The organism is Agathobaculum sp. NTUH-O15-33 (assembly GCF_033193315.1).
In the GTDB taxonomy this organism is placed as follows: domain Bacteria; phylum Bacillota; class Clostridia; order Oscillospirales; family Butyricicoccaceae; genus Agathobaculum; species Agathobaculum faecihominis_A.
Genome location: NZ_CP136187.1, coordinates 3,070,006 through 3,090,740, shown reverse-complemented (window position 1 = coordinate 3,090,740; position 20,735 = coordinate 3,070,006). Strand labels below are relative to the sequence as shown.

General features: G+C 57.8%; 19 protein-coding genes and 1 pseudogene. 14 read left to right on the top strand and 6 right to left on the bottom strand.

Going from position 1 to position 20,735, the window contains the following annotated elements; translation table 11 throughout:
* The first annotated feature begins 62 nt into the window (after window positions 1-62).
* From RWV98_RS14945 to RWV98_RS14925, 5 genes and pseudogenes are all read left to right on the top strand, one after another.
* A pseudogene (locus tag RWV98_RS14945) lies at window positions 63-1,596 on the top strand (sugar ABC transporter ATP-binding protein).
* Complete coding sequence (locus RWV98_RS14940) at window positions 1,593-2,795, top strand: ABC transporter permease subunit (RefSeq protein ID WP_317861753.1); 1,203 nt, start codon at window positions 1,593-1,595, stop codon at window positions 2,793-2,795. The pseudogene RWV98_RS14945 and the gene RWV98_RS14940 overlap by 4 nt, the downstream one beginning before the upstream one ends.
* A 44-nt stretch (window positions 2,796-2,839) precedes the next feature.
* Complete coding sequence (locus RWV98_RS14935; RefSeq protein WP_317861751.1) at window positions 2,840-3,838, top strand: Gfo/Idh/MocA family protein; 999 nt, start codon at window positions 2,840-2,842, stop codon at window positions 3,836-3,838.
* A 19-nt stretch (window positions 3,839-3,857) separates the two neighbouring features.
* Window positions 3,858-4,961 (top strand): Gfo/Idh/MocA family protein, encoded by a 1,104-nt coding sequence (locus RWV98_RS14930; RefSeq protein WP_317861750.1) that lies wholly within the window; start codon window positions 3,858-3,860, stop codon window positions 4,959-4,961.
* Window positions 4,962-5,175: 214 nt separating this feature from the next.
* Window positions 5,176-6,246 (top strand): LacI family DNA-binding transcriptional regulator, encoded by a 1,071-nt coding sequence (locus tag RWV98_RS14925; protein ID WP_317861749.1) that lies wholly within the window; start codon window positions 5,176-5,178, stop codon window positions 6,244-6,246.
* Between the two features lie 72 nt (window positions 6,247-6,318).
* Here the strand turns inward: RWV98_RS14925 and sigK are convergent, their stop codons facing one another.
* From sigK to RWV98_RS14905, 4 genes are all read right to left on the bottom strand, one after another.
* Complete coding sequence (gene sigK, locus RWV98_RS14920; RefSeq protein ID WP_280962632.1) at window positions 6,319-7,020, bottom strand: RNA polymerase sporulation sigma factor SigK; 702 nt, start codon at window positions 7,018-7,020, stop codon at window positions 6,319-6,321.
* A gap of 190 nt (window positions 7,021-7,210) precedes the next feature.
* Complete coding sequence (locus tag RWV98_RS14915) at window positions 7,211-8,209, bottom strand: ABC transporter permease (protein WP_280962631.1); 999 nt, start codon at window positions 8,207-8,209, stop codon at window positions 7,211-7,213.
* On the bottom strand, window positions 8,202-9,704 hold the full coding sequence (locus RWV98_RS14910; protein ID WP_280962630.1) for a sugar ABC transporter ATP-binding protein: 1,503 nt from the start codon (window positions 9,702-9,704) through the stop codon (window positions 8,202-8,204). The genes RWV98_RS14915 and RWV98_RS14910 overlap by 8 nt, the downstream gene beginning before the upstream one ends.
* A 224-nt stretch (window positions 9,705-9,928) precedes the next feature.
* Window positions 9,929-10,963, bottom strand: a complete 1,035-nt coding sequence (locus tag RWV98_RS14905) for a sugar ABC transporter substrate-binding protein (protein WP_280962629.1) — start codon at window positions 10,961-10,963, stop codon at window positions 9,929-9,931.
* A 333-nt stretch (window positions 10,964-11,296) separates the two neighbouring features.
* On the opposite strand from RWV98_RS14905, the gene RWV98_RS14900 reads away from it, so the two are divergent.
* The 9 genes from RWV98_RS14900 to RWV98_RS14860 all read left to right on the top strand — a co-directional run bounded on the left by RWV98_RS14900 (window position 11,297) and on the right by RWV98_RS14860 (window position 18,385).
* Window positions 11,297-12,358 carry a LacI family DNA-binding transcriptional regulator gene (locus RWV98_RS14900; protein WP_317861747.1) on the top strand — a complete coding sequence of 354 codons (1,062 nt, stop codon included), beginning with the start codon at window positions 11,297-11,299 and terminating at the stop codon, window positions 12,356-12,358.
* Entirely contained in the window at window positions 12,355-13,380 is a 1,026-nt protein-coding gene (locus tag RWV98_RS14895; RefSeq protein ID WP_317861745.1) for a LacI family DNA-binding transcriptional regulator, read from the top strand. The genes RWV98_RS14900 and RWV98_RS14895 overlap by 4 nt, the downstream gene beginning before the upstream one ends.
* 197 nt (window positions 13,381-13,577) lie before the next feature.
* On the top strand, window positions 13,578-14,597 hold the full coding sequence (locus RWV98_RS14890) for a Gfo/Idh/MocA family protein (protein WP_280962626.1): 1,020 nt from the start codon (window positions 13,578-13,580) through the stop codon (window positions 14,595-14,597).
* Window positions 14,598-14,750: 153 nt separating this feature from the next.
* Window positions 14,751-15,071 carry a preprotein translocase subunit YajC gene (gene yajC / locus RWV98_RS14885; RefSeq protein ID WP_280962625.1) on the top strand — a complete coding sequence of 107 codons (321 nt, stop codon included), beginning with the start codon at window positions 14,751-14,753 and terminating at the stop codon, window positions 15,069-15,071.
* 85 nt (window positions 15,072-15,156) lie between these two features.
* On the top strand, window positions 15,157-15,570 hold the full coding sequence (locus tag RWV98_RS14880; RefSeq protein WP_280962624.1) for a TIGR04086 family membrane protein: 414 nt from the start codon (window positions 15,157-15,159) through the stop codon (window positions 15,568-15,570).
* Between the two features lie 12 nt (window positions 15,571-15,582).
* A complete protein-coding gene (scfA, locus tag RWV98_RS14875; protein ID WP_280962623.1) occupies window positions 15,583-15,726 on the top strand; it encodes a six-cysteine ranthipeptide SCIFF in 144 nt (47 codons plus the stop codon).
* Between the two features lie 86 nt (window positions 15,727-15,812).
* Window positions 15,813-17,183, top strand: a complete 1,371-nt coding sequence (gene scfB, locus RWV98_RS14870) for a thioether cross-link-forming SCIFF peptide maturase (protein ID WP_317861742.1) — start codon at window positions 15,813-15,815, stop codon at window positions 17,181-17,183.
* Window positions 17,184-17,293: 110 nt separating this feature from the next.
* Entirely contained in the window at window positions 17,294-17,767 is a 474-nt protein-coding gene (locus tag RWV98_RS14865; RefSeq protein ID WP_280962621.1) for a hypothetical protein, read from the top strand.
* Between the two features lie 66 nt (window positions 17,768-17,833).
* Window positions 17,834-18,385, top strand: a complete 552-nt coding sequence (locus tag RWV98_RS14860; protein WP_317861739.1) for a hypothetical protein — start codon at window positions 17,834-17,836, stop codon at window positions 18,383-18,385.
* Between the two features lie 65 nt (window positions 18,386-18,450).
* Here RWV98_RS14860 and RWV98_RS14855 read toward each other — a convergent pair whose 3' ends face one another.
* Both RWV98_RS14855 and thiC read right to left on the bottom strand, forming a co-directional pair.
* Complete coding sequence (locus RWV98_RS14855; RefSeq protein ID WP_317861737.1) at window positions 18,451-19,077, bottom strand: DUF5105 domain-containing protein; 627 nt, start codon at window positions 19,075-19,077, stop codon at window positions 18,451-18,453.
* A 324-nt stretch (window positions 19,078-19,401) separates the two neighbouring features.
* Entirely contained in the window at window positions 19,402-20,727 is a 1,326-nt protein-coding gene (thiC, locus tag RWV98_RS14850; RefSeq protein WP_317861735.1) for a phosphomethylpyrimidine synthase ThiC, read from the bottom strand.
* Window positions 20,728-20,735: the final 8 nt, after the last annotated feature.

Genomic DNA, 20,735 nt, shown 5'->3' with positions numbered 1-20,735 from the left:
CCTGCCCGCCGGGCAGGGGGACAGGGACCTTGTCCTCTCCCACAAATCATGGAGGAAAGGAAATGCCGGAGTATCGTCTGGAAATGGAGCATATCTCTAAAAGCTTCCCGGGCGTCAAAGCGCTCGATGATGTGTCGCTGAAAGTAAAGCCCGGTTCCGTACACGCATTGATGGGAGAAAACGGCGCGGGAAAATCCACGCTGATGAAATGCCTGTTCGGCATGTACATACCAAACGGCGGAACGATCCGCCTGAACGGCAGGGAGGTCGCGCTGTCCGACACGCGCGACGCGCTGCAAAACGGCATCGCCATGATCCATCAGGAGCTGAGCCCCATCCCGCTTCGCCCGATCATGGAAAACATTTGGCTCGGCCGGTTTCCCAAAAAAAGGGCCGGTGGTCGATCATAAAAAAATGGAAGAGATGACCGCCGCGTTGTTTGAAAGCCTCGATATCCGCATCAGTCCCACCGTGCTGGCGCGCGATCTGTCGGTTTCCAAGCTGCAGCAGGCCGAGATCGCCAAAGCGGTCAGCTATAACGCGGAAATCATTATCATGGACGAGCCGACCTCGTCGCTTACCGATACCGAGACCGAGCACTTGTTCCGCATCATCCGTCAGCTCAAGGCGGAAAACCGTTCGGTGATCTTTATCTCGCACAAGATCGATGAGATTCTTACGATCTGCGACGAAATCACCATCATGCGCGACGGCGCCTATCAGGGCACCTGATCGTGCGAGGGCATGACGACGGATTTTATCGTCAATACCATGGTAGGGCGCACCCTGTCGAGCCGCTTCCCGGAAAAGCACTACGCCCCGCGGGACGAGGAGGTGCTGCGGGTGGAAAACTATACATCGGGCGACAGCATGTCGTTTCAAAACGTCAGCTTCACACTGCGCCGGGGCGAGATATTGGGCATCGGCGGTTTGGTGGGCGCGCAGCGCACCGAGCTGGTCGAATCGATATTCGGCCTGCGCCCGATCGAGAGCGGCGCGCTCTATAAAAATGGGGCCAAGATCACGGTGCGCTCGCCGCGGGACGCCAAACGCAACGGTATCGTCCTTTTGACGGAGGAACGCCGCAAAAACGGCATTTTCGGCGGGCTGTCCGTTTTGGATAATATCGTCGTCGCCAATCAGCACAGCTACGGGCGAGGGCCGATCCGTGTGATCGACACCAAACGCCGCCGGCGGGAGGGCGGCGAATACTGCAAGGAGTTGAACGTGCGAACGCCGGGGATCGAAGCGCTGGCGCGCAATCTCTCGGGCGGCAACCAGCAGAAGATGCTGCTTGCACGGTGGCTGCTCGTCGACCCGGATATCCTGATTCTGGACGAACCGACGCGCGGCATCGACGTCGGCGCGAAATACGAAATCTATGTGATCATGCACCGCCTCGCGGAGCAGGGCAAAAGCATTATCATGATCTCCTCCGAAATGCCCGAGCTTTTGGGCATGAGCGACCGCGTCATGGTGATGTGCGCCGGGCGGATGACCGGTATGTTAGAGCGCGCGGAGGCGTCGCAGGTCAGCGTCATGCGTCTCGCCACGGCGTTTGAAAACGAAATGAGGATGGAGGGCATGAAAGAATGACCAAACAAGGAACCATCACCAGAAAACGATATGCGTCGATCCAGTTGCTTGCCGGCGCGGCCGTTGCGGCCGTGGGCGTGCTGCTGCATGGGATCGGTCCTAAAAGCATTTACGATCTGCCGCTTTACCTCATCGTGATCGGCGTGGCCGTCGCGGTCGGCGCGTTGGATATGGCGGTGCGCAAAAAACGGTATGCGGACACGGTCGATCTGTCCCGCCGCCATGTCATGCACTTGATTGGCGATAACGCGCTCATCATCGCGTTGGTCGCGCTGGTCGTGCTCATCGCGGTGGTACAGCCCAAGTTTTTGCAGCTTCGCGTCATGCGCGACATCCTCACGCAGATGTCGCCCCGGCTGGTGGTCGCGCTGGGCGGCGGTCTGGCGATCCTGATCGGCGGGTGCGATCTGACCACGGGGCGCATGGTCGGCCTGTCGGCGGTGGTCAGCTCGTCGCTGCTGCAGGACCGCGATTACGCCAATCTGTTTTTCCCAAATCTGCCGAAGCTGCCGCTCGTGGTCGGTATCGGCGTCGCGCTGTTGGTCTGCATGCTGTTCGGCGCGCTCTGCGGGGCGCTGGTCGCGGTGTTCGATGTGCCCGCCATCATTGCCACGCTGGCCACGCAGGTCATCATTTACGGCTCTAACTCGCTTTACTATGGCCTGAACGGCTCGCAGCCCGTCGGCGGTCTGCGGGAGGATTTCGCGGCGATCGGCCAGACGAGGCTGTTCGGCGAGATACCGATTTTGATCCCCATCGCGCTGGGCATCATGGCGATCATGTGGTTCATCCTCAATTACACCGAATTTGGCAAAAACATATACGCGGTCGGCGGCAACCGGCAGGCCGCCGTGGTTTCGGGCATCAACGTGCGGCTAACGATCTTTTGCCTGTTTCTGCTGGCCAGCGTGCTGTACGGCTGCGCCGGTATCATGGAAGCGACGCGGACGGCGGGCGCGACCAACGTTTACGGCACCAACTACGAAATGGACGCGATCGCCTCCTGCGTGGTCGGCGGCTTCTCCATTTCGGGCGGCGGTGGCAAGGTCAGCGGCGTGTTCATCGGCGTATTGATCTTCAACATCATTTCGTACGGCTTAAACTTCATTGGCCTCGATCCCATGTGGCAGCAAGTGATCAAAGGCGTGATCATCGCCACCGCGGTCGCTATGGATATGCACAAGAATGTGCGTCAATAAAAGGCCGGCTATCTATTTGTGTTATAAGCGGAAAGGAGACTGGTATGAAAACAATCAAGTGGGGCGTTATCGGTTCGGGCTGGATCGCGCATATGTTCGCCAAAACGAACCAAACGATCGATAACAGCGAGATCATTGCCATAGCGGATGTATCGCTGGAGATCGCAAAGGCGTATCAAAAGGAATTTTCCGTGCCGCGCGCCTACGGCTCGCCCGAGGAAATGCTGCAAGATCCGGAGATCGACGCGGTATATGTGGCAACGCCGCACTGCTTCCATAAGGAGGGGATCAAGCTGGCGCTGGAGCACGGCAAGCATGTGCTTTGCGTCAAGCCCATCACCTTATGCGCGGCGGAACTGGAAGAGGTCATGGCGCTGGCCAAACAAAAGGGACTGCTGCTGATGGAGGCCATGTGGACGCGGTTCAAACCGGAGTTTCAGGACGCCAGACAAAAGCTGTTGGAAGGCGCGCTGGGCGATATCGTGCTGATGGAGGGCCATTGCAGCTTTATCACGCCCTATCAGCCGCAGGGTCGCATGTTCAACCGCAAACTCGGCGGCGGAGCGCTGATGGATGTGGGCGTGTACGTCACGTCGCTCGCGGATTTCTTCGCGGGAGGCGATCCGGTGCGTATCGACGCGCAGGCGCATTTCGGCGAGACCGGCGTGGACCAGACCACCTCGATCTTGTACCAATACGAAAACGGCTGCACGGTCTATCTGAACGCCTCCATCGAATCCGAGGAGCGGCAGGATTGGACGATCGTCGGCACCAAGGGGAAAATCTTTATCGATAACATCTGGTACTCCACCTCGTACGATATTAAAATGCACGGCGGCGAATGGGAGACCCGGTCGTTCGGCGGCTCGGTGTCCACCCAGAAGGAGCACCACGATTTTATGATCCGCGCGTTTAACCAGTGCGTCCGCGACGGCAAGACCGACAGCGACGTGATCCCGATCGAAACGACATGTCGGGTCATGCGCTGCATGGATACAATACGGGAGCGGATTGGCCTGCAATACGATGTTTCAACAAAATAGATGAAAAGAGGTTATTATTATGAGCAAGGCAACTAAATTGGCGGTTTTGGGCAGCGGCTTCATTGCCTATACCGATTATTATCCGGCGTTTGTCCGCGAGGATATCCGCGATCTGGTGGAAGTGACCGCGATCTGCGATCCGGTGTCCGGTCGCGCGGCGGAGCACATTGAAAAGTTCGGTTTTTCGGCAAAGGCCTACACGGATTATGACGCAATGCTGGCCGAAGCCGATATGGATCTGCTGATCGTGTTATCGCCCATCCCGCTGCACTATCAGCAGGTGAAAAAGGCGCTGCTCGCGGGTAAGAACGTGTACTGTCAAAAAACCTTTACCGAGACCGCCGCGGAAGCGACCGAGCTGGTCGCGCTGGCAAAAGAAAAGGGCCTGATCCTGTGCGCCGCGCCGGGCCAGATGGTGCTCGCGGAAAATCAAGAGGTTAAAAAGCTGATGGAGCAAGGCGTGCTGGGCAAGGTGTGCTGGGCGCGCGGCTTCGGCGGTCATCCCGGGCATGAAAAGCAGGAGCTTTTCGGCATCGATCCCTCCCAGTATTACAAAAAGGGCGGCGGACCGATGGGCGACGTTGCGGTGTATTCCATCACCACGCTGGTCAATCTGCTCGGTCCCGCCAAGCGCGTGTGCGGTTTTTCCGGCATTGCCGAGCCCGACCGCTTCTGGAACGGCAAAAAGCTGGATGTGCAAATGGATGACAACACCTACCTGCTGATCGACTTTGGCGAAAGCCGCTTTGCGGCCATCACCGGTAATTTCTGCACGCCGCAGTTCCGCTGCGGGCCGCTGGTGGAAATGTTCGGCACCAAGGGCATTGCCCGCATCGGCGGTTGGAGCAAGCGGGAGGTGCCGCTTGAGTACTATACCAGCCAGCCGGTCAATGGCAGTACATACGGCTGGTATCAGCCCGCGGAGGATATCGCCGCGCCCAGCAAGCCTGAAACCGTGCACACCGTGCAGGATGTGCTGCATATCTGCGCATGTATGGAAACCGGAGAAAAGCCGCTCAACACGGCGGACCGCGCCGCTCACGTCATTGAGATCATCGAAAAAGGGTACGAAGCCGCGGAGACCGGCAGAACCATGGAGCTGACCACCACGTTTGATTTTTAAGCTTTTTCCAAAAGAAAAACGCCGCCTGCAAGAATGCTTTGCTTGCAGGCGGCATTTCGTGTGAACGGCTGCCTATAAGCGCGGCCGTACGGCGTGATCGGGTAAAGACTTTTCGCTTAATTTGTGGTAGAATGAACAAAAGGCGATCTCATAATGCGCAAAAATAGATTTTAATGTTGCGGCGGCCAACGCCGCCGGTAGGGGCTGATAACTTGTGAAAAACGCAGCAGGAGTAAAAAAGGGAAAAGTGACGATGAAGGACATTGCAAAGCGTCTGGACATATCACAGAACACGGTTTCCCTAGCGCTGCGCAATATACCAACGATCAAAAAGGAGACCCGGGAAGAGATCCTTCGCATGGCGGACGAACTGGGTTATGTTTATAACGAAAGCGGCGCGCAAACAGGCTTTGCCCCGGCTGGCGGAAAAGTACAGACCCAGCAAAATATCTGTATCTTCACCGATTCCAGCTATTTTTCCACCTTTTATTTTTATACAGAGCTCAAGACTTTTTTGGAAAGCCGGCTAAACAGTCTGGGCTATGGACTGATCGTAGAAAGCATGTTCAATCCCCGTATGACCCGGGAGCAGCTTGGCACGTTCTGCCAGATCAATAGTATCAAGGGCATTATCATACTGGGGGACATGGCGTATGAACAGATTCATCTGGTGTTTGATCTGGACATTCCGGTTGTCACCAGCGGGTTTTATTTTTGCGACAGGTTCACAGATTGCGTGATGGAGGATAATCTGTCCGCCATCCACAACGCGGTGTACCGGCTGTACGAGCGCGGTTACCGCAAGATCGGCTTTCTGGGCAATGTCTCGCTGGGCGTTGGACAGCGGGAACGATACATGGGGTTTCAGGCCGCGCTCGACGCGCTGGGGCTGGAACGCCGTCCGGAATGGGTCTTGACCGACTGCGCCGCGGATACCGAAACGCTGTTTCATGATCAGAAGCGCTATTTGCAAGCCCACCCGGCGTTGCCGGAGGTGTTTTTGTGCGGCTGCGACCAGATCGCCATTTGCGTGATGGAAGCGGCGCAGGATCTGGGACTGCGTATCCCGGATGATATCGGTTTGGTCGGGTTCGACAATATCGACCTGACGCTGAACGTCCAGCCGCGGCTGACCACCCTCGACCCCGGCAACGCCGCGCAAGCCGATCTGATCGTCAGCACACTGACGGATCGTATCGGCGGCGGTAAGGCGCCGCTGCGGCGGCAGATCGTAGAGGTGACTTGGATAGAGGGCGGCTCGATTCGCCCGGCCCAAGAAAAGTAAAACGCCGTCCGCGCGAACCCTGTCCCAGGCGGCAAGTCATAGCGGCGCGCCGGCGTGCTGTCGGCGTGCCGCTTATTCGCTTCGCTGCCCGAGCCGCTCCTTCATTTTTTCCAGCGCTTTTTTCTCGATGCGCGATACATAGCTCCGCGAGATGCCGAGCTGTTTGGCGATCTCGCGCTGGGGGAGGGCGGCGGGAAGGCCGAGGCCGTAGCGCAGGCGGATGATCTCGCGTTCACGCGGGGTCAGGCCATGGGCAAGGGCTTGATACATGGCGTCGTACCGGTCGTGATCGTCCACGGCGCAAAGGTTTTCGTCCTCGCAGCAGATCACGTCCATCAGGGCAAGAGCGTTGCCCTCGCCGTCGGTGTCGAGCGCGTCGGAGAGCGAAAGCTCGCCCGCGCTTTTGCGCTTTTGGCGAAAATGCATGAGCAGTTCGTTTTGGATGCATTTGGAGGCATAGGTAGCCAGCTTAATGTTTTTATCCGGCCGGAAGGTGCCCACCGCCTTGATCAGCCCGATCGTGCCGATCGAGATCAGATCGTCCTGCTCGGATTTGTCGGAGTAATACTTCTTTACAATATGGGCCACCAGCCGCAGATTGTGCTCGATCAGAGCGGTGCGGGCGTCTTGGTCGCCCTCCTCGTTCATGCGGCGGAGCAGGTCTTGTTCCTCTTCGGGCGAAAGCGGTTTGGGAAACGAACCGTCCGCGCCTTGCACACGCAGGACAAAAAAGAAAAATGCGCCCGAAAGCGCGAGCAGGGCCGTCCAAAACATGGCGGTGCACCTCATTTCGTCGTTTTACGGTAACCTATGCGCGGGGCGGGCTGTCCTATGCGTTTGAGCGCGAAATAGACGATTGCGGGATCACACCGCAGGATAACGGCAACAAAGACGCCGACCGCCGGAAAACCGGCGGTCGGCGTCTTTGCTAGGGATAATAGAAGAAAAATGAAATGATATGGGCTTATTTAGCGGCGAGCCGGCGGGCCTTAGCCTCCATGCGCTCACGCGTGACGTCGATAAAGACGGCGATGATAATAACAAGGCCAAGCACCATGTTCTGGATGGCCGAGGAAGCGGCCAGCAGCGTAAAGCCGTTGCGCAGCACGCCGATGATCAGCGCGCCGATGATGGTGCCGAGCATGGTGCCCTTGCCGCCCATGAACGATGCGCCGCCGATGATGCAGGCCGCGATCGCGTCGGTATCAAACGGCTGCACGGCGTTAACGCCGTTGGTGATGGACGAACGGCCGATCGATACGATGCCCGCGAGGGCCGCGCACAGGCCGGAAAGGGTATAGCAGAAGGTAAGTACGTTAGCCGAGTGGATACCGGACAGCCGCGCGGCTTCCGGGTTACCGCCCACGCAGTAGATCGAGCGGCCCAGCGCCGAGCGCGTCAGGAACACATGCATGATGATGTAAAGAACGATAACCAGCAGGAAGCTGACCGGCACGCCGCCGCCGAAGGACTTGAACACGCGCGCGTCGCCCAGCCACATAACGCCGGCCGGGAAGCCGGATACCATCTGCGAGCTGGTTACCAGCAGCGCGAGGCCCCACAGGAAGTTTTTCATGCCCAAGGTGGATACGAACGGGTGAGGCAGGTGCAGGCGCGTGAGCAGCATGCCGTTGACCCAGCCGATCAGCGTGCCGGAGGCAATGGCGATCACCAGCATCAGTACGGCGTTGCTCGAACCGCGCTGTACCAGCATGCCCGCCATACAAGCGCAAAACGTTGCATTCGCGCCTACCGACAGGTCGATGCCGGCCGTGATCAGACACAGCAGCATGCCGATACTCAGCAGGGCGTTGAACGAGGTTTGGCTCAATACGTTCATTAAATTACTTGGATTGAGAAACTTGCCCTTGGTTACGATCGAAAGCACGATACACAGCAGTATCAGCGCGATCAGTGTGCCAAGCTGCGACGCACCGGCGCTCTTCTTTTTGGTCTTAGTCATCTAATGTTCCTCCCCATGCAGCTTTCATGATATCCTCTTGGTTGAAATGCTTGCTGTCGCGATCGATCGTCGCCATGACCCGGCCTCCGCGCATAACGACCACCCGGTCGCTCATGCCGAGGATTTCGGGCATTTCCGACGATACCATGATCACGCATTTACCCGCCATGACAAGGCTGTTCATGACGTTGTAGACCTCGACCTTTGCGCCGACGTCGATGCCGCGCGTCGGCTCGTCGAAAATGAAAATGTCCGCGTCCGTGTTGACCCACTTGCCGATGACCACCTTTTGCTGGTTGCCGCCCGACAGCTGGCCGACGATCTCGTCGATCGACGGCGTCTTGATGCGCAGCGAGCTGATGTGCTGCTCGCCGGAATCTTCTATCCGCTTTTCATCCAAGAACGGCCCATTACAAAAGCCCTTCATATTTGCCATGATCAGGTTGGTGCGAATGGTCTGCGCCAGCACCAAGCCCTGTCCCTTGCGGTCCTCGGTCAGGAAGGCGATCTTGTTGCGGATCGCGTCGCGCGGAGAGCCAATGCGCGTTTCCTTGCCATGGATGTATACCTTGCCGCCGTCGATCGGGTCCGCGCCGAAAATCGCGCGCATCGTCTCCGTGCGTCCGGCGCCTACCAGACCCGCAAAGCCCAAGATCTGGCCGCTGTAAGCCTCGAAGCCGACGTCGTACAGCACGCCGCCTTCCTGCAGGCCCTCTACCTTGAGCGCGCAATCGCCCTTTTCGCCGAATTCCTTCGGGAACTGGTTCTCCAGACTGCGGCCCACCATGCCGGTGATCAGGTCGTCGTTGTCGGTATCGGTCACTTTTTTGGTCCAGATATGCTCGCCGTCGCGCATGACCGTTACGCGGTCGCACAGCTCGAACAGCTCTTCGAGTTTGTGCGAAACAAATACGATGCCGATTCCGCGCTCGCGGAGCTCGCGGCACGTTTTCATCAGCTGGTCTACTTCTTTTTCGCCAAGGGAAGAGGTCGGCTCGTCCATGATGATCATTTTCGCGTCGATCAGCACGGCCTTGGCGATCTCAATCATCTGCTGCACGCCCATGCCGAACGTACCCGCGGCCTTGGTCGGGTCGACATCCTGACCAAGGGATTCCATGACCTCCTTGGCCTTTTTATGCATGGCGGAATAATCGAGCAGACCGCCCTTTTTCAGCCACTTGTTGATAAAAATATTATCCGTGATGCTCAAAAGCGGCTCAATATTCAGTTCCTGATATACACACGCGATGCCTGCAGCCGCAGAATCGTTCGGATCCTTAAAGTGCATTTCCTGTCCGTTGACATAGATATGCCCTTCATCCGCCTGATGCACGCCGGTCAGTACCTTGATCAGCGTCGACTTGCCCGCGCCGTTTTCTCCGATCAGCCCCAGTATTTCTCCGGGCTTGACCGCGAGACTCATGTTTTTCAGCGCCACCACGCCCGGAAATCGTTTGGTAGCGTTTTTTAGTTCTACTACGTATTCACTCATAAATATTAGATCACCCTTTTCTCCGAGATGCGTACGTGCCCGGCAAACCAAAGCGGAGGCCGTGTTCGTCACGGCCGCCGCTTGTTGGCTAATACCGGCTACCGCAGAGGGGGCTTTGTTTTGACCCTGCGGAAAGAGAGACGCCTCTGTTTTCGTTTTTCAGCAAAACTGTTGACAGAGGCGTCAATTATTGGTTTATGATTGCACTCAAACCTGTGTGATCGTTATTTTACCGAATCCAGATAGCCCTGCAGCGTATCCTTGCGCTCCTGTGCGTTGTCCGCGTTTACGATGTCGGCGCCGGAGTCGATGAAGGCTTCGATCTCCTGACCATTGAGCTTGTTGACGACTGCTTCAACAGACTTGTAGCCCATCTCGTAGCCCTGCTGCGCGACAGACATCGTCAGGCGGCCTTCGAGGATGGCGGTGCAGGCGGACTGGATGCCGTCAAAGCCAAGGAACACGGTGTTCTTGTAGTTTTCGTTATCCGCGGCTACCTTAGCGGCTGCCATCGCCATGTCGTCGTTGTTGGCGCAGATGATCGCAACGCCTTCCGGGAACTTGGAGATGATGCCTTCCATCGCGGCAACGGCCTTGTCCGGCACGGCGTCCGCGTACTGTACTTCGCTGTCGAGGAACTCGCCGCCGGCAGCTTCAACGCCAGCCTTGTAGCCGTTCATACGGTCGGTGTTGGTGGTGTCGCCCTGTACGCCGGCGATTTCGATGCACTTGATCTCTTCCCAGCCGCGCTCCTTCGCGAGCTTGGCAGCGGCTTCGCCGCCCAGCTTGCCGGCGGACTCGTTGCCGGTGCCGATGAAGCTAAGTACTTCGGGTGCTTCGATCTTGGTATCAACCGCGACGATCGGCTTGGTCTGGCCCTTGACCAGATTGGCGACCATGTCGGCCTGCAGCGGCGCGATGACGTAGCCGTCGTAATCGCTCGAAAGGTCGGTCTGGATCATGTTCAGCTGCTCGTCATAGGAGGTCTCGCTCGGCGCGCCCTTGACTTCTACCTTTACGTTCGGGTTCTCCTTGGCGTAGGCCAGCGCGCCGGCCTGTACGTACTGCCAGTACTCGGAAGCCGTGGTCTTAAGGATCACGTCGATCGAGTAGTTGCCGTCGCCGGCAGGCGTGGACGCGTCGGACGTACCGGCGGAATCGCCGTCTGCCGTGGGCTCGGCGGGCTTGTCGCCGCAGCCGGACAGCATGCCGGTCAACATCGCGCTAGCGAGCAACATGGCAAATAGTCTCTTTTTCATAGTTTGTACCTCTTCTTTCTCTTCTCATTTTCTGTGCGTCTTCCGATAAGCCGGTCCTCTAACCGGTTTATAAGATGCACACACTGCACAGCATTTGTGCGATGCGTACAATAAAATTCTAGATAGTTCACCATAATAAGTCAATGTGCATATTTTATATCGTCGTTTTCACTATGATAGCTCCTGTACTTTTGCATATATTGTGCATCAATAAGAGTGTTTTTCCTTGGTTTGATTGTGTGCACTGTGCGTTTTTTGAAATGCCCATAGGCTCAGTGTATAATGATTCAAAAACACGCCCGGACATAAGCGAGACCAAGGAGACTGTATGGAATGAAGGTAACGATCGAGCAAATCGCGAAAATGTGCAACGTATCGCGCGGCACCGTGGACCGTGTGTTGCATAACCGGCCTTATGTGCATCCGCAAATCAGGCGGAATGTGCTGTCCGCGCTGGCGCGAACAGGCTATCGCTCCCCTTCACAGATTGAAAAATGCACGGTTCGCCATACGGCGGGAGTGATTCTTCCCGGCTGGCCGGACCGCTATTTTTTCCGTCATTCGCAGCGGGGCATCCGCACGGCGCTGGCCAAGACCGATAAAAGGGAGTTTTCCCTCATCATTGAGCAGCTTGCAGGGCGTTCGGTAGGCGAGCACGCGGAGGCGATCGACCGGCTGCTCGCGCAAGGGGTGGAGGGCGTCATCCTCAACGCGCCCATGGAAAACGAGATCACCTCCCGCCTGAACCGCGCGGCGGACAAGGGCGTGCGCATCGTGACCTGCATGGACGAGCTGCCGCAGTGTCCGGCGGCTTTTTATGTCGGGCAGGACGTCGCGCGCGCCGGCCGTGTGGCGGGGGGCCTGATGGCCAAGTACCTGCGCCCGGGCGAGCGCGTGCTGGCCGTATCGGGCGATATGCAGTTTTATTCGCACCGCAAGCGCGTGGAAAGCTTTGAAGAGCGGCTGGGCGAGCTTATTCCGCCTTCTCAGGCGGTTCATGAAGGGAGAGGTATCGTTACCATCGTATTTTGCAACGAGATATTTCAGGAAACGGCGCGCACCGTGCACCATCAACTGCGCATGGATGAGCATATCCGCTACATTTATATGGCCACGCAAAGCGTGTCCGGCTGCATAGAGGGCATTCGCCGCGCGCAGCTTCCCTATAAGATCACCGTGATTTGCAACGATACGACGGCTGCCGCGCGCCGGTTCCTCGCGTCGGGCGATGTGGACTTCGTGATCGGGCAGAGCGTGGCGCGGACGGCGGCGCAGGCCGTCGAAAGCATGTACCAAATGCTGTGCCTTGGCATTGAGCCGCGCGCGCAGCGGTGCTACACCGGACTGGCGATCTACACGCAGCAAATGCTGCAGCGCACGGGTGAACAGCTGTGAAGCGGACAATCAGCGATATTGCGCGGACGTGCGGCGTTTCCCGCGGCACGGTGGACCGTGTTTTACACGGCAGGCCGCATGTGCTGCCCGAGACCCGGGCAAAGGTAGAGTCGGTATTGCGGGAAAGCGGCTATTCGGTCGGCGGAACCGGAAGGGAGCCCGTTTCGTCCTCAATCGTGACGATCGCGGTATTGCTGCCCAAGTGGCATGACAGCTACTTTGCGCGGCAGACCTACGCGGGCATCAACGACGCCGAGCACGCCATCAACGACAGCGCGCTGCGCGTACTGACGTACGAGATGACCTCGCGCTCGCCGGATGAGTATATCGCGCTGCTGGACCGGCTGGCCGGGCAGGGCGTGAACGGCATTGTGCTGAGCGCGGCGCAATCCTCGGTGATCGAGATGAAAATAGACGAGCTCGCGGCCCGCGGCATCGCGGTCGTCACCTATGATTCGGATGTGCCCAATTCCAAGCGCGTGTGCTATATCGGGCAGGACCTGTACCGATCGGGCGCGATCGCGGCCGGGCTGATGGCGCGCTTTATGCGGCCGAACGACGAGGTGCTCATCGTTACGGGGCGCATGGACTTTGAAACGGGCAAGGCCCGCGTCGACGGCTTTGTGCGTTACCTGCAATCGCAGGGCTTTTCGCCCGATTGCTACACCATCGCGGAGTGCTACGAGCGGTTTGATGCGACCAGCGCCACCGTATGCAGCGCGCTGAGGGAAAGGCCGCGCCTGAAGTACATTTATATGGCGAATGAAAGCGTTTCCGGCTGTGTCGATGGGGTGCGTAAGGCGCAGGCCGGGCATCCGGTGCGCATTATTTGCAACGATCTGACGCCGGCGGCGAAAAAATATCTGCAAAACGGGCAGATCGACTTTATCATCGGGCAAACCTTTACCCAAAAGGCGTACAAAGCCGTGATCACGCTATATAACCTGCTGCGCCGCGGTATGCCGCCGAAAAAGGACAAGCTTTATACGGACAGCTTCATCATTTCACAGGAGCTGCTGTAAGCACGTTCCCCGCACAGCGCACATGCAAGACCGGCCTATTGGGCCGGTTTTTTTATGCAAACCGCCGCAGCGGAAACGGTGGGTTCTGTGCAAATGCGCGTATTTTACCGGCGCGTATTGCTTTCGCGGCAGGCCTTCTATAAAATGGGAGGCGCGAGAGAAGAAACACCCAAGAGAAAGAAGAGAGGGAAACCCAAATGAAGCAAATCAAAGTTGGCATTGTCGGTCTGGGCCGTCTGGGCTGGGTTCATGCACAAAATCTGGCCTTTAAAATACCGGGCTGCCGCCTGACCGCCGCGTGCTCGTTGGAGCAGAGCGAACTCGACCGCGCGAGGGACGAACTGAACGTGCCGCAGACCTATCTTGATTATAAGGAAATGGTCGATCAGGCCGATATCGAGGCGGTGGTGATCGTATCGTCTTCGCCCGAGCACTGCTGGATGATCGAATACGCGCTCGACGCGGACAAGCATGTGTTTACCGACAAGCCGCTGGGCTGCTCGCTGGAGGAGTGCAAGCGCGCCGAGGCGGCCGTTGAGCGCCATCCGGACAAGCTGTTTTTCCTAGGCTTCATGCGCCGGTACGATCCTTCCTACGCGGACGCCAAGGCCCAGATCGACGCGGGCCGGATCGGCAAGCCCTATCTGGTCAAGGCCACGGGGCTCGATCCCGAGGCGTGCGTCGAAAGCTGCATCAAGTTCTGCAAGACCTCGGGCGGTATTTTCATTGACGCCGCGAGTCACGATATCGACCTGATGCGCTGGTTTTTGGGCGGCGAGATCACCGAGGTATACGCGGCCGGCACGACCTTTAAGCATCCCGAATTTGCGCAGGGCGGCGACACCGAGACCGGCATGGCCATGCTCAAGCTGGACAACGGCACCGTGGCCTTCCTGCACGTCGGGCGAACGGCGCCGCACGGCTACCATACCGAGACCGAGATCGTCGGCACGGACGCGCACATTCGCGTAGCGGGCGTGCCGTGGAAAAACCGCGCCATGATCTTTGACGAAAACGGCGCGGTACAGCCCATCATTGAAAACTTCCCGCAGCGCTTTGCCGAGGCGTACCTGCTCGAAATGGTGGATTTTATCGACTGCATTCAGCAGGGGCGCAAGCCGGAGATCACCGTGTACGACGGGACCAAGGCCACGATCGTCACCTACGCGATCACAAATTCCTTCCATTCCGGCAAGCCGGTACAGCCGGTTTATTAAAAAGCGGACCGAAAAAAGAGAAGGGCAAGCATTGCACTTCTCTTTTTTCATGCGCGAAAAAACGCGCCGTTTGATAAAGAAAAGCTTGTAATTTGCGGTACGGTTTAGTATAATAACAGTATTAACGGCAAATTGCACGAGGAGGTGTTAAAAATGCCAAGTGGACAACAATACTTGCAGGCGATTATGCAGTTTGCGCCGCTCGTGCTGCTGATTGTGCTGTTCTACTTCATGCTGATCCGCCCGCAGCGTAAGCGCGACAAGGCGGAGAAGGAAATGCGTAACTCGATCGATATCGGCGATGAGATTTCCACCATCGGCGGTTTTATCGGCCGTGTGGTCAATATCAAGGACGATGTGCTGATCATCGAGACCTCGAACGACCGCACCAAGCTGAAGATCTACCGCTGGGCTATCCGCGGCAAGGAAGCGGAGCCGACCGAGTCGGTAGAAGCGCCCAAGGACGCGAAGTAATATCCCGGCGCCTTGCCGAATAAGATAGCGCAAAGGTTCGTCCTTCACCCGGACGCGCCAAACTTTCGGCGGGAGGAAAGCGCAGATGAAAAAAACGAATGATGACCTGTCGCCTATCGGCATTTTGTTGCCGTCGGCGCTACTGGGCCTGGGGCTTACTTTATTGCTGATGCTGGCCGGCGCGCTGCTGGTGCAGCGCGGCACGGTCGGCGAAGGCGCGATCGCTCCTCTGGCGCTCGCTTTTTTAGCGGTCGGCAGTGCGGCGGCGGCCTTTCTATCGGCAAAGCGCGCGCCGGGCGGCAAATTCCTTTGGGCGGTCGGCGCCGGCGCGCTGATTTTTCTAGTCCTGCTTGCCGTGGGCGCTCTTGTCCTGCGGCAGCCGGTACATATTCCGCGCACGGTCATCAGTTTTGCCTCGATGGTTGTCGGCGCAGCGCTCGGCGGTTTTGCCGGTGCGAGCATGCGCAGAAAAAAACGCCATAAGCACCTGAAAAAATAGGAGGGAAACACCATGAAGCATGTTACGACTCTGACTTCGGCGACCCTGAAGCAGACCGCCGCTAAGGGCGGCTGCGGCGAGTGCCAGACTTCCTGCCAGTCCGCCTGCAAGACTTCTTGCACGGTGGCCAACCAGAAGTGCGAGCACTCTAAGTGAGCAGTTAGCTCCTACTGAAGTCCAATCGCAAGGCGTGCCGATGCGGCGCGCCTTGTTTTTTACTTACATCGGAGGAACAAATAGAAATGATCCATCGCTATCAGAAAAACGGACTCAATTTTGTGCTGGACGTCAATTCCGGCGCGGTGCATGTGCTGGATGACGTAAGCTACGCCGTTTCCGGCCTTGCCGATGAAACCATGGGGGAAACCTGCCCGCAGCAGGTGGTGGACGCGCTCGGCCGGTTTGAAGCGGACGCGGTGCGGGAAGCTTGGGGCGAACTGTACGCGCTGAAAAAGAACGGCCAGCTTTTCGCGGAGGACGATTATATCGACGTTTCCCGCTATGTGCCGGTCGGCGCGCCGGTCAAGGCGCTGTGCCTGCATGTCGCGCATGACTGCAACCTGCGATGCAAATACTGCTTTGCTTCGACCGGCGACTTCGGTCAGGGCCGCAAGATCATGCCGCCCGAGGTGGCCGAGCGCGCGATCGACTTTGTCGTAAGCCGTTCGGGCGCGCGGCACAATATCGAGATCGACTTCTTCGGCGGCGAACCGCTGATGGCGTGGGACACGGTGGTGCGCGCGGTCGATTACGCGCGGTCGATCGAGCAAAAGCACAATAAAAAGTTCCGCTTCACCATCACGACCAACGGCGTGCTGCTCGATGAGGACAAACGCCGCTACATCAACGAGAATATGGACAATGTCGTCCTGTCGCTCGACGGCCGTCCGGCCGTCAACGACGAGTTCCGCAAGACCGTGTCGGGCGCGGGCAGCTACGATGTGATCGTGCCTAAATTTAAGGCGCTGGTAGACGAGCGCGACCCGGAAAAGGATTATTACGCGCGCGGCACCTTTACCTCGCACAACCTTGATTTTGCCGAGGATGTGACGCACATCGCGGACGCTGGCTTTGACCGCCTTTCGGTCGAACCGGTCACAGCCGACCCCGGCTGCGGCTACGACCTGACCGAGGACGACCTGCCGAAAATTGAAGCGGAGTACGACCGCCTGACCGAGATCATGCTGGAGCGGCGGAAAGCGGGCAAACCGTTTTCCTTCTTCCACTTCATGGTCGATCTGGATCAGGGGCCGTGCGTGGTCAAGCGGCTGCGCGGCTGCGGCGCGGGCTATGAGTACGTCGCCGTCACGCCGGACGGCGATATTTATCCCTGCCACCAGTTCGTCGGCAAGGAAGAATTTCGGCAGGGCAGCGTGCTGGACGGCTCGTTTGACATGGATATCGCGCAAAAATTCGCGGGCATGAACATTTATTCCCGGCCCAAGTGCCAGAAGTGCTGGGCTAAATTCTACTGCTCGGGCGGCTGCTCGGCGGCAAATTACAACATGAACGGCGATATGAATGATTCGTACGATCTCGGCTGTGAGATGGAGCGCAAGCGTTTGGAGTGTGCAATCTATCTGAAAGCGGCGGAGAAAATTTGTGCAGATTAGTCAATACACCAAAACATTTAAAAATAATGTAAAAGGCATTGCAAGTTGCACGTTTTTTGCCGTATAATAATGCTGAAATATTATGAGCGTCCCTGAAGGAGTTGATTCAAATGCCACACAAGATTCGTGTAGCAGTGATTGGAGAAGGGGAGAACCTGACGCGCCTGATCCGCGCGATACTGGAAAAACAGGTTATACCCGCCAATAATATGTTTATATCCGCCAAAAACCAGACGGCCAAGGAAGCGGCCGCCGGGTACGACGTGGTGCTTTGCGAAGACGAAGCCGCGGCGGTGGTCAAGAGCGAGATCGTGCTGGTGCCCGCCTCCAAACGCGAAATGGGCACGGTTCTGGCGCCGGTCTCGCAGTGCACGCGCACGCGCACGGTCGTGCCTGTCTGCGAGGATCCTCGCGTGAACGCCGATTTTATCTTGGAGCGCGTACAGTTCGGCACCGAGGTCGTTTCCGCGACCCTGTCGAGGGATGAAAACGGCAAGCTGTCCGTTCAGTTCGATGCGTCGCGTTCCGCGCGTATCTTCCTGCACCAGCCGTGCCGTGATCTGGTCAACGCGCTGATCGACTAAGGCGGGTTCTAAAACCGAATAGCCGGGAATATGCTGTATTATCAACCTTCCGCAAGGGGGAGACGTATGAGAAAACGGCATGTTCTCGGCTTTTTTGATGAAATTGTACGCACACCGGCGTTTTTATTCCTAAGCGCGATGTTTTTATGCGGCGCGGTGGCGGGCGGCCTGACCGGCCTGATCGCGGGCGAGGAGGACGGCGCTGTGCAGCTCGCGGGCCTGATCTCGGCCCTGCCCGCGCAGGCGCTGAAAAGCGTGTTGTGCGCGCTCCTATGGGTCATCCTGCCTCTTTTGTGCACAATGCTGCGCCCGGCGGCGCTGTTCCTCGCGGGGCTTTGCGCGGCGCGCGGCTTCGTGCTGGCGCTAACGGTCGCGGTAGGCGTGGCGCAAAAGAACGGCATTTTTCTTTCGGTGCTGACCACCGGGCTGCCCGCGGTGCTTTCCGCGCCCGCGCTGCTCGCGGCGGCGGCCATGGTATGGTGCGCCTCCGAGCAGCGCGCGGCAGGGCGCAGCACCGCGCTGCTGTCCGACTGCCGCATACCCTACATGATCTGCCTTGCCCTTGCCGCGGCCAGCGCGCTGCTCCGCGTTCTGTGCGCGGCGCTGTGCAGTTTATAAAGGTAAGCACTACGAAGGCCCCGATGTTCCTTTTGGAACATCGGGGCCTTGTATCTGTTTGGTATTTACGAATCGCCGCCGAGCGAATCGGATATGGAGTCCGCGGAGGACAGCATGCCGCCAAGCATGGCGTCCAACACCTTGTCGTCGGACTCGATCGTCCACTGGTCGTCTGTCAGCTTTAGGCTGATATCGACGGTGTTGGTGACCATCTTGTTATCCTCGCGCGCCAACAGTCCGGTCAGAATGTCTAAGTACTTCTGGTCCATTTCTTCTTCGGAGGGCTGCTGGTCCTCGGGCAGGAAGGCGTAATTGAGCGCGTCCGAAAACGCCTGCTGGATAAATTCGGACATAATGGCCGTCATGTCGGCGTTGGTGAACTCCACCGTAACGGTGGCCGTGCCGGCTTTTTCGTCTTCCTTACTTTCCTTAACGGTGTAGGAAAGGTGCTTGGTTACGGCTTTCATAACCTGCGCGTCCTCATCGTCCGCTTCCGGCTGGGCGGCGGATTCCATTTGGCCCAGCGTATCCTCGCCCCAATAGGTCTTCATGGCGGCAAAGTCCACGTTTTGCACAGCGCCGATCGCACTTTCCACAACCGCCTGTGCGGATTCCCGCTTGGTTCCGCCGCACGCGGTAAGCGACAGCGCGAGCGCCGCCGCGAGCAGGACGGAGCATATCCGTTTCATCATTTTATCAAATCCCCCTCGATATGTATTGCACTCAGTATACCACAGCGGCAAGCATTTTCAAAGTGTCAAAAAACGCTTGTGCGCCGCTGGTGGTATAATTAATTTAATCAAAGTATAATAGGCGCTTTGCGGCTATTATACCACAGCGGCAAGCAATTCCGAAGAGTCAAAACACACCTAAGAGCCGCTGATGGTATAATTAATTTAATCAAAGTATAATAGCCGCTTTGCGGCTATTATACCATAGAACGGCGCGAAAAAAGAATGAGGAAACGGAAAAAGGGAAACGGAAAATTTTACGCTTGCTGCGTTGCGGCGTGCTTCTCAGGAGCAAGCGCCTTGCTCGGAGCAAAACTCTACCTTCTTGCCCTCAAGGATCAAATTGGTCGTGCGCACGGCGCACATTTTGCCGCACATCGAGCAGGTGTGGCGCTCGGTCGGCGGCACCTGATGATAGAAGCGTTCCGCTTTTTCCGGGTCGAGCGCAAGGGAGAACTGCTCCTCCCAGTCCAGCTTATGGCGGGCCGCCGCCATCGCGTCGTCGCGGTCGCGCGCGCCCGGCAGGCCCAGCGCGATATTGGCCGCGTGCGCCGCGATCTTGGAAGCCGCGATACCCTCGCGCACATCGTCTAAATCGGGCAGGCGCAGGTGCTCGGCTGGGGTGACGTAGCACAGGAAGTTGGCGCCGCTGCTCGCCGCGATCGCCCCGCCGATGGCCGAGGTGATGTGATCGTATCCCGGTGCGATATCGGTCACGAGCGGGCCGAGCACGTAGAACGGCGCGCCGTGGCAAAGGCGCTTTTCCATCACCATATTGGCGGCGATTTCGTTCATGGCCATATGGCCCGGCCCCTCCACCATGACCTGCACGTCGCGCGCCCACGCGCGCTCGGTCAGGTGGCCCAGCTCGATCAGCTCGGCGATCTGGCCGTGATCGGACGCATCCTTTAGGCAGCCGGGGCGCAGCGCGTCGCCCAGCGAAATGGTCACATCATAGGCGCGCAGAATGTCCAGCACCTCGTCGTAATACTCAAAAAACGGGTTTTCGTTGCCGGTCATCTGCATCCAAGCGAACAGCAGCGAGCCGCCGCGCGAAACGATGTTCATTTCGCGGCCTTCACGCATAAAGGTTTCCACCGAGCGGCGGTTGATCCCGGCGTGGATGGTCATGAAATCCACACCTTCCTTGGCGTGCGCCTCGACGACCTTTAGAAAATCCTGCGCGGTGATCTCGAGCAAGTCCTTTTCCAGATAGCCGATCGCGTCATACATCGGTACGGTGCCGATCATCGCGGGGGAATAATCGATCAATTTATTACGGAAAGTATTTGTCTTGCCGTAGTTGGAAAGATCCATAATGGATTCCGCGCCCATGTCAATCGCAAGCTTTACCTTGCGCATTTCCAGCTCATAATCCTTTGCGTCGCCCGAAATGCCAAGGTTTACGTTGATTTTGACGCGCGTGCCGTCGCCCACCGCCTCGGCGGACAGGCTCTTGTGGTTCACGTTTGCCGGGATGGCGATCGTGCCCTTTGCGACACGCGCGCGGATGTACTCTGCCGTGCGGTTTTCCTTTTTTGCTACCGTTTCCATTTCCGGCGTGACGATGCCGCGCTTGGCGGCGTCCATTTGGGTGGCGTAATTTCTCATTTGCGCTT

Bases quoted from the DNA above. Each gene is read 5' to 3' on its own strand.
- RWV98_RS14940 (WP_317861753.1), top strand. From the start codon at position 1,593: ATGACCAAACAAGGAACCATCACCAGAAAACGATATGCGTCGATCCAG.
- RWV98_RS14935 (WP_317861751.1), top strand. From the start codon at position 2,840: ATGAAAACAATCAAGTGGGGCGTTATCGGTTCGGGCTGGATCGCGCAT.
- RWV98_RS14930 (WP_317861750.1), top strand. From the start codon at position 3,858: ATGAGCAAGGCAACTAAATTGGCGGTTTTGGGCAGCGGCTTCATTGCC.
- sigK (WP_280962632.1), bottom strand. From the start codon at position 7,020: ATGTTTTGGACGGCCCTGCTCGCGCTTTCGGGCGCATTTTTCTTTTTT.
- RWV98_RS14915 (WP_280962631.1), bottom strand. From the start codon at position 8,209: ATGACTAAGACCAAAAAGAAGAGCGCCGGTGCGTCGCAGCTTGGCACA.
- RWV98_RS14910 (WP_280962630.1), bottom strand. From the start codon at position 9,704: ATGAGTGAATACGTAGTAGAACTAAAAAACGCTACCAAACGATTTCCG.
- RWV98_RS14905 (WP_280962629.1), bottom strand. From the start codon at position 10,963: ATGAAAAAGAGACTATTTGCCATGTTGCTCGCTAGCGCGATGTTGACC.
- RWV98_RS14900 (WP_317861747.1), top strand. From the start codon at position 11,297: ATGAAGGTAACGATCGAGCAAATCGCGAAAATGTGCAACGTATCGCGC.
- RWV98_RS14890 (WP_280962626.1), top strand. From the start codon at position 13,578: ATGAAGCAAATCAAAGTTGGCATTGTCGGTCTGGGCCGTCTGGGCTGG.
- yajC (WP_280962625.1), top strand. From the start codon at position 14,751: ATGCCAAGTGGACAACAATACTTGCAGGCGATTATGCAGTTTGCGCCG.
- RWV98_RS14880 (WP_280962624.1), top strand. From the start codon at position 15,157: ATGAAAAAAACGAATGATGACCTGTCGCCTATCGGCATTTTGTTGCCG.
- scfA (WP_280962623.1), top strand. From the start codon at position 15,583: ATGAAGCATGTTACGACTCTGACTTCGGCGACCCTGAAGCAGACCGCC.
- scfB (WP_317861742.1), top strand. From the start codon at position 15,813: ATGATCCATCGCTATCAGAAAAACGGACTCAATTTTGTGCTGGACGTC.
- RWV98_RS14865 (WP_280962621.1), top strand. From the start codon at position 17,294: ATGCCACACAAGATTCGTGTAGCAGTGATTGGAGAAGGGGAGAACCTG.
- RWV98_RS14860 (WP_317861739.1), top strand. From the start codon at position 17,834: ATGAGAAAACGGCATGTTCTCGGCTTTTTTGATGAAATTGTACGCACA.
- RWV98_RS14855 (WP_317861737.1), bottom strand. From the start codon at position 19,077: ATGATGAAACGGATATGCTCCGTCCTGCTCGCGGCGGCGCTCGCGCTG.
- thiC (WP_317861735.1), bottom strand. From the start codon at position 20,727: ATGAGAAATTACGCCACCCAAATGGACGCCGCCAAGCGCGGCATCGTC.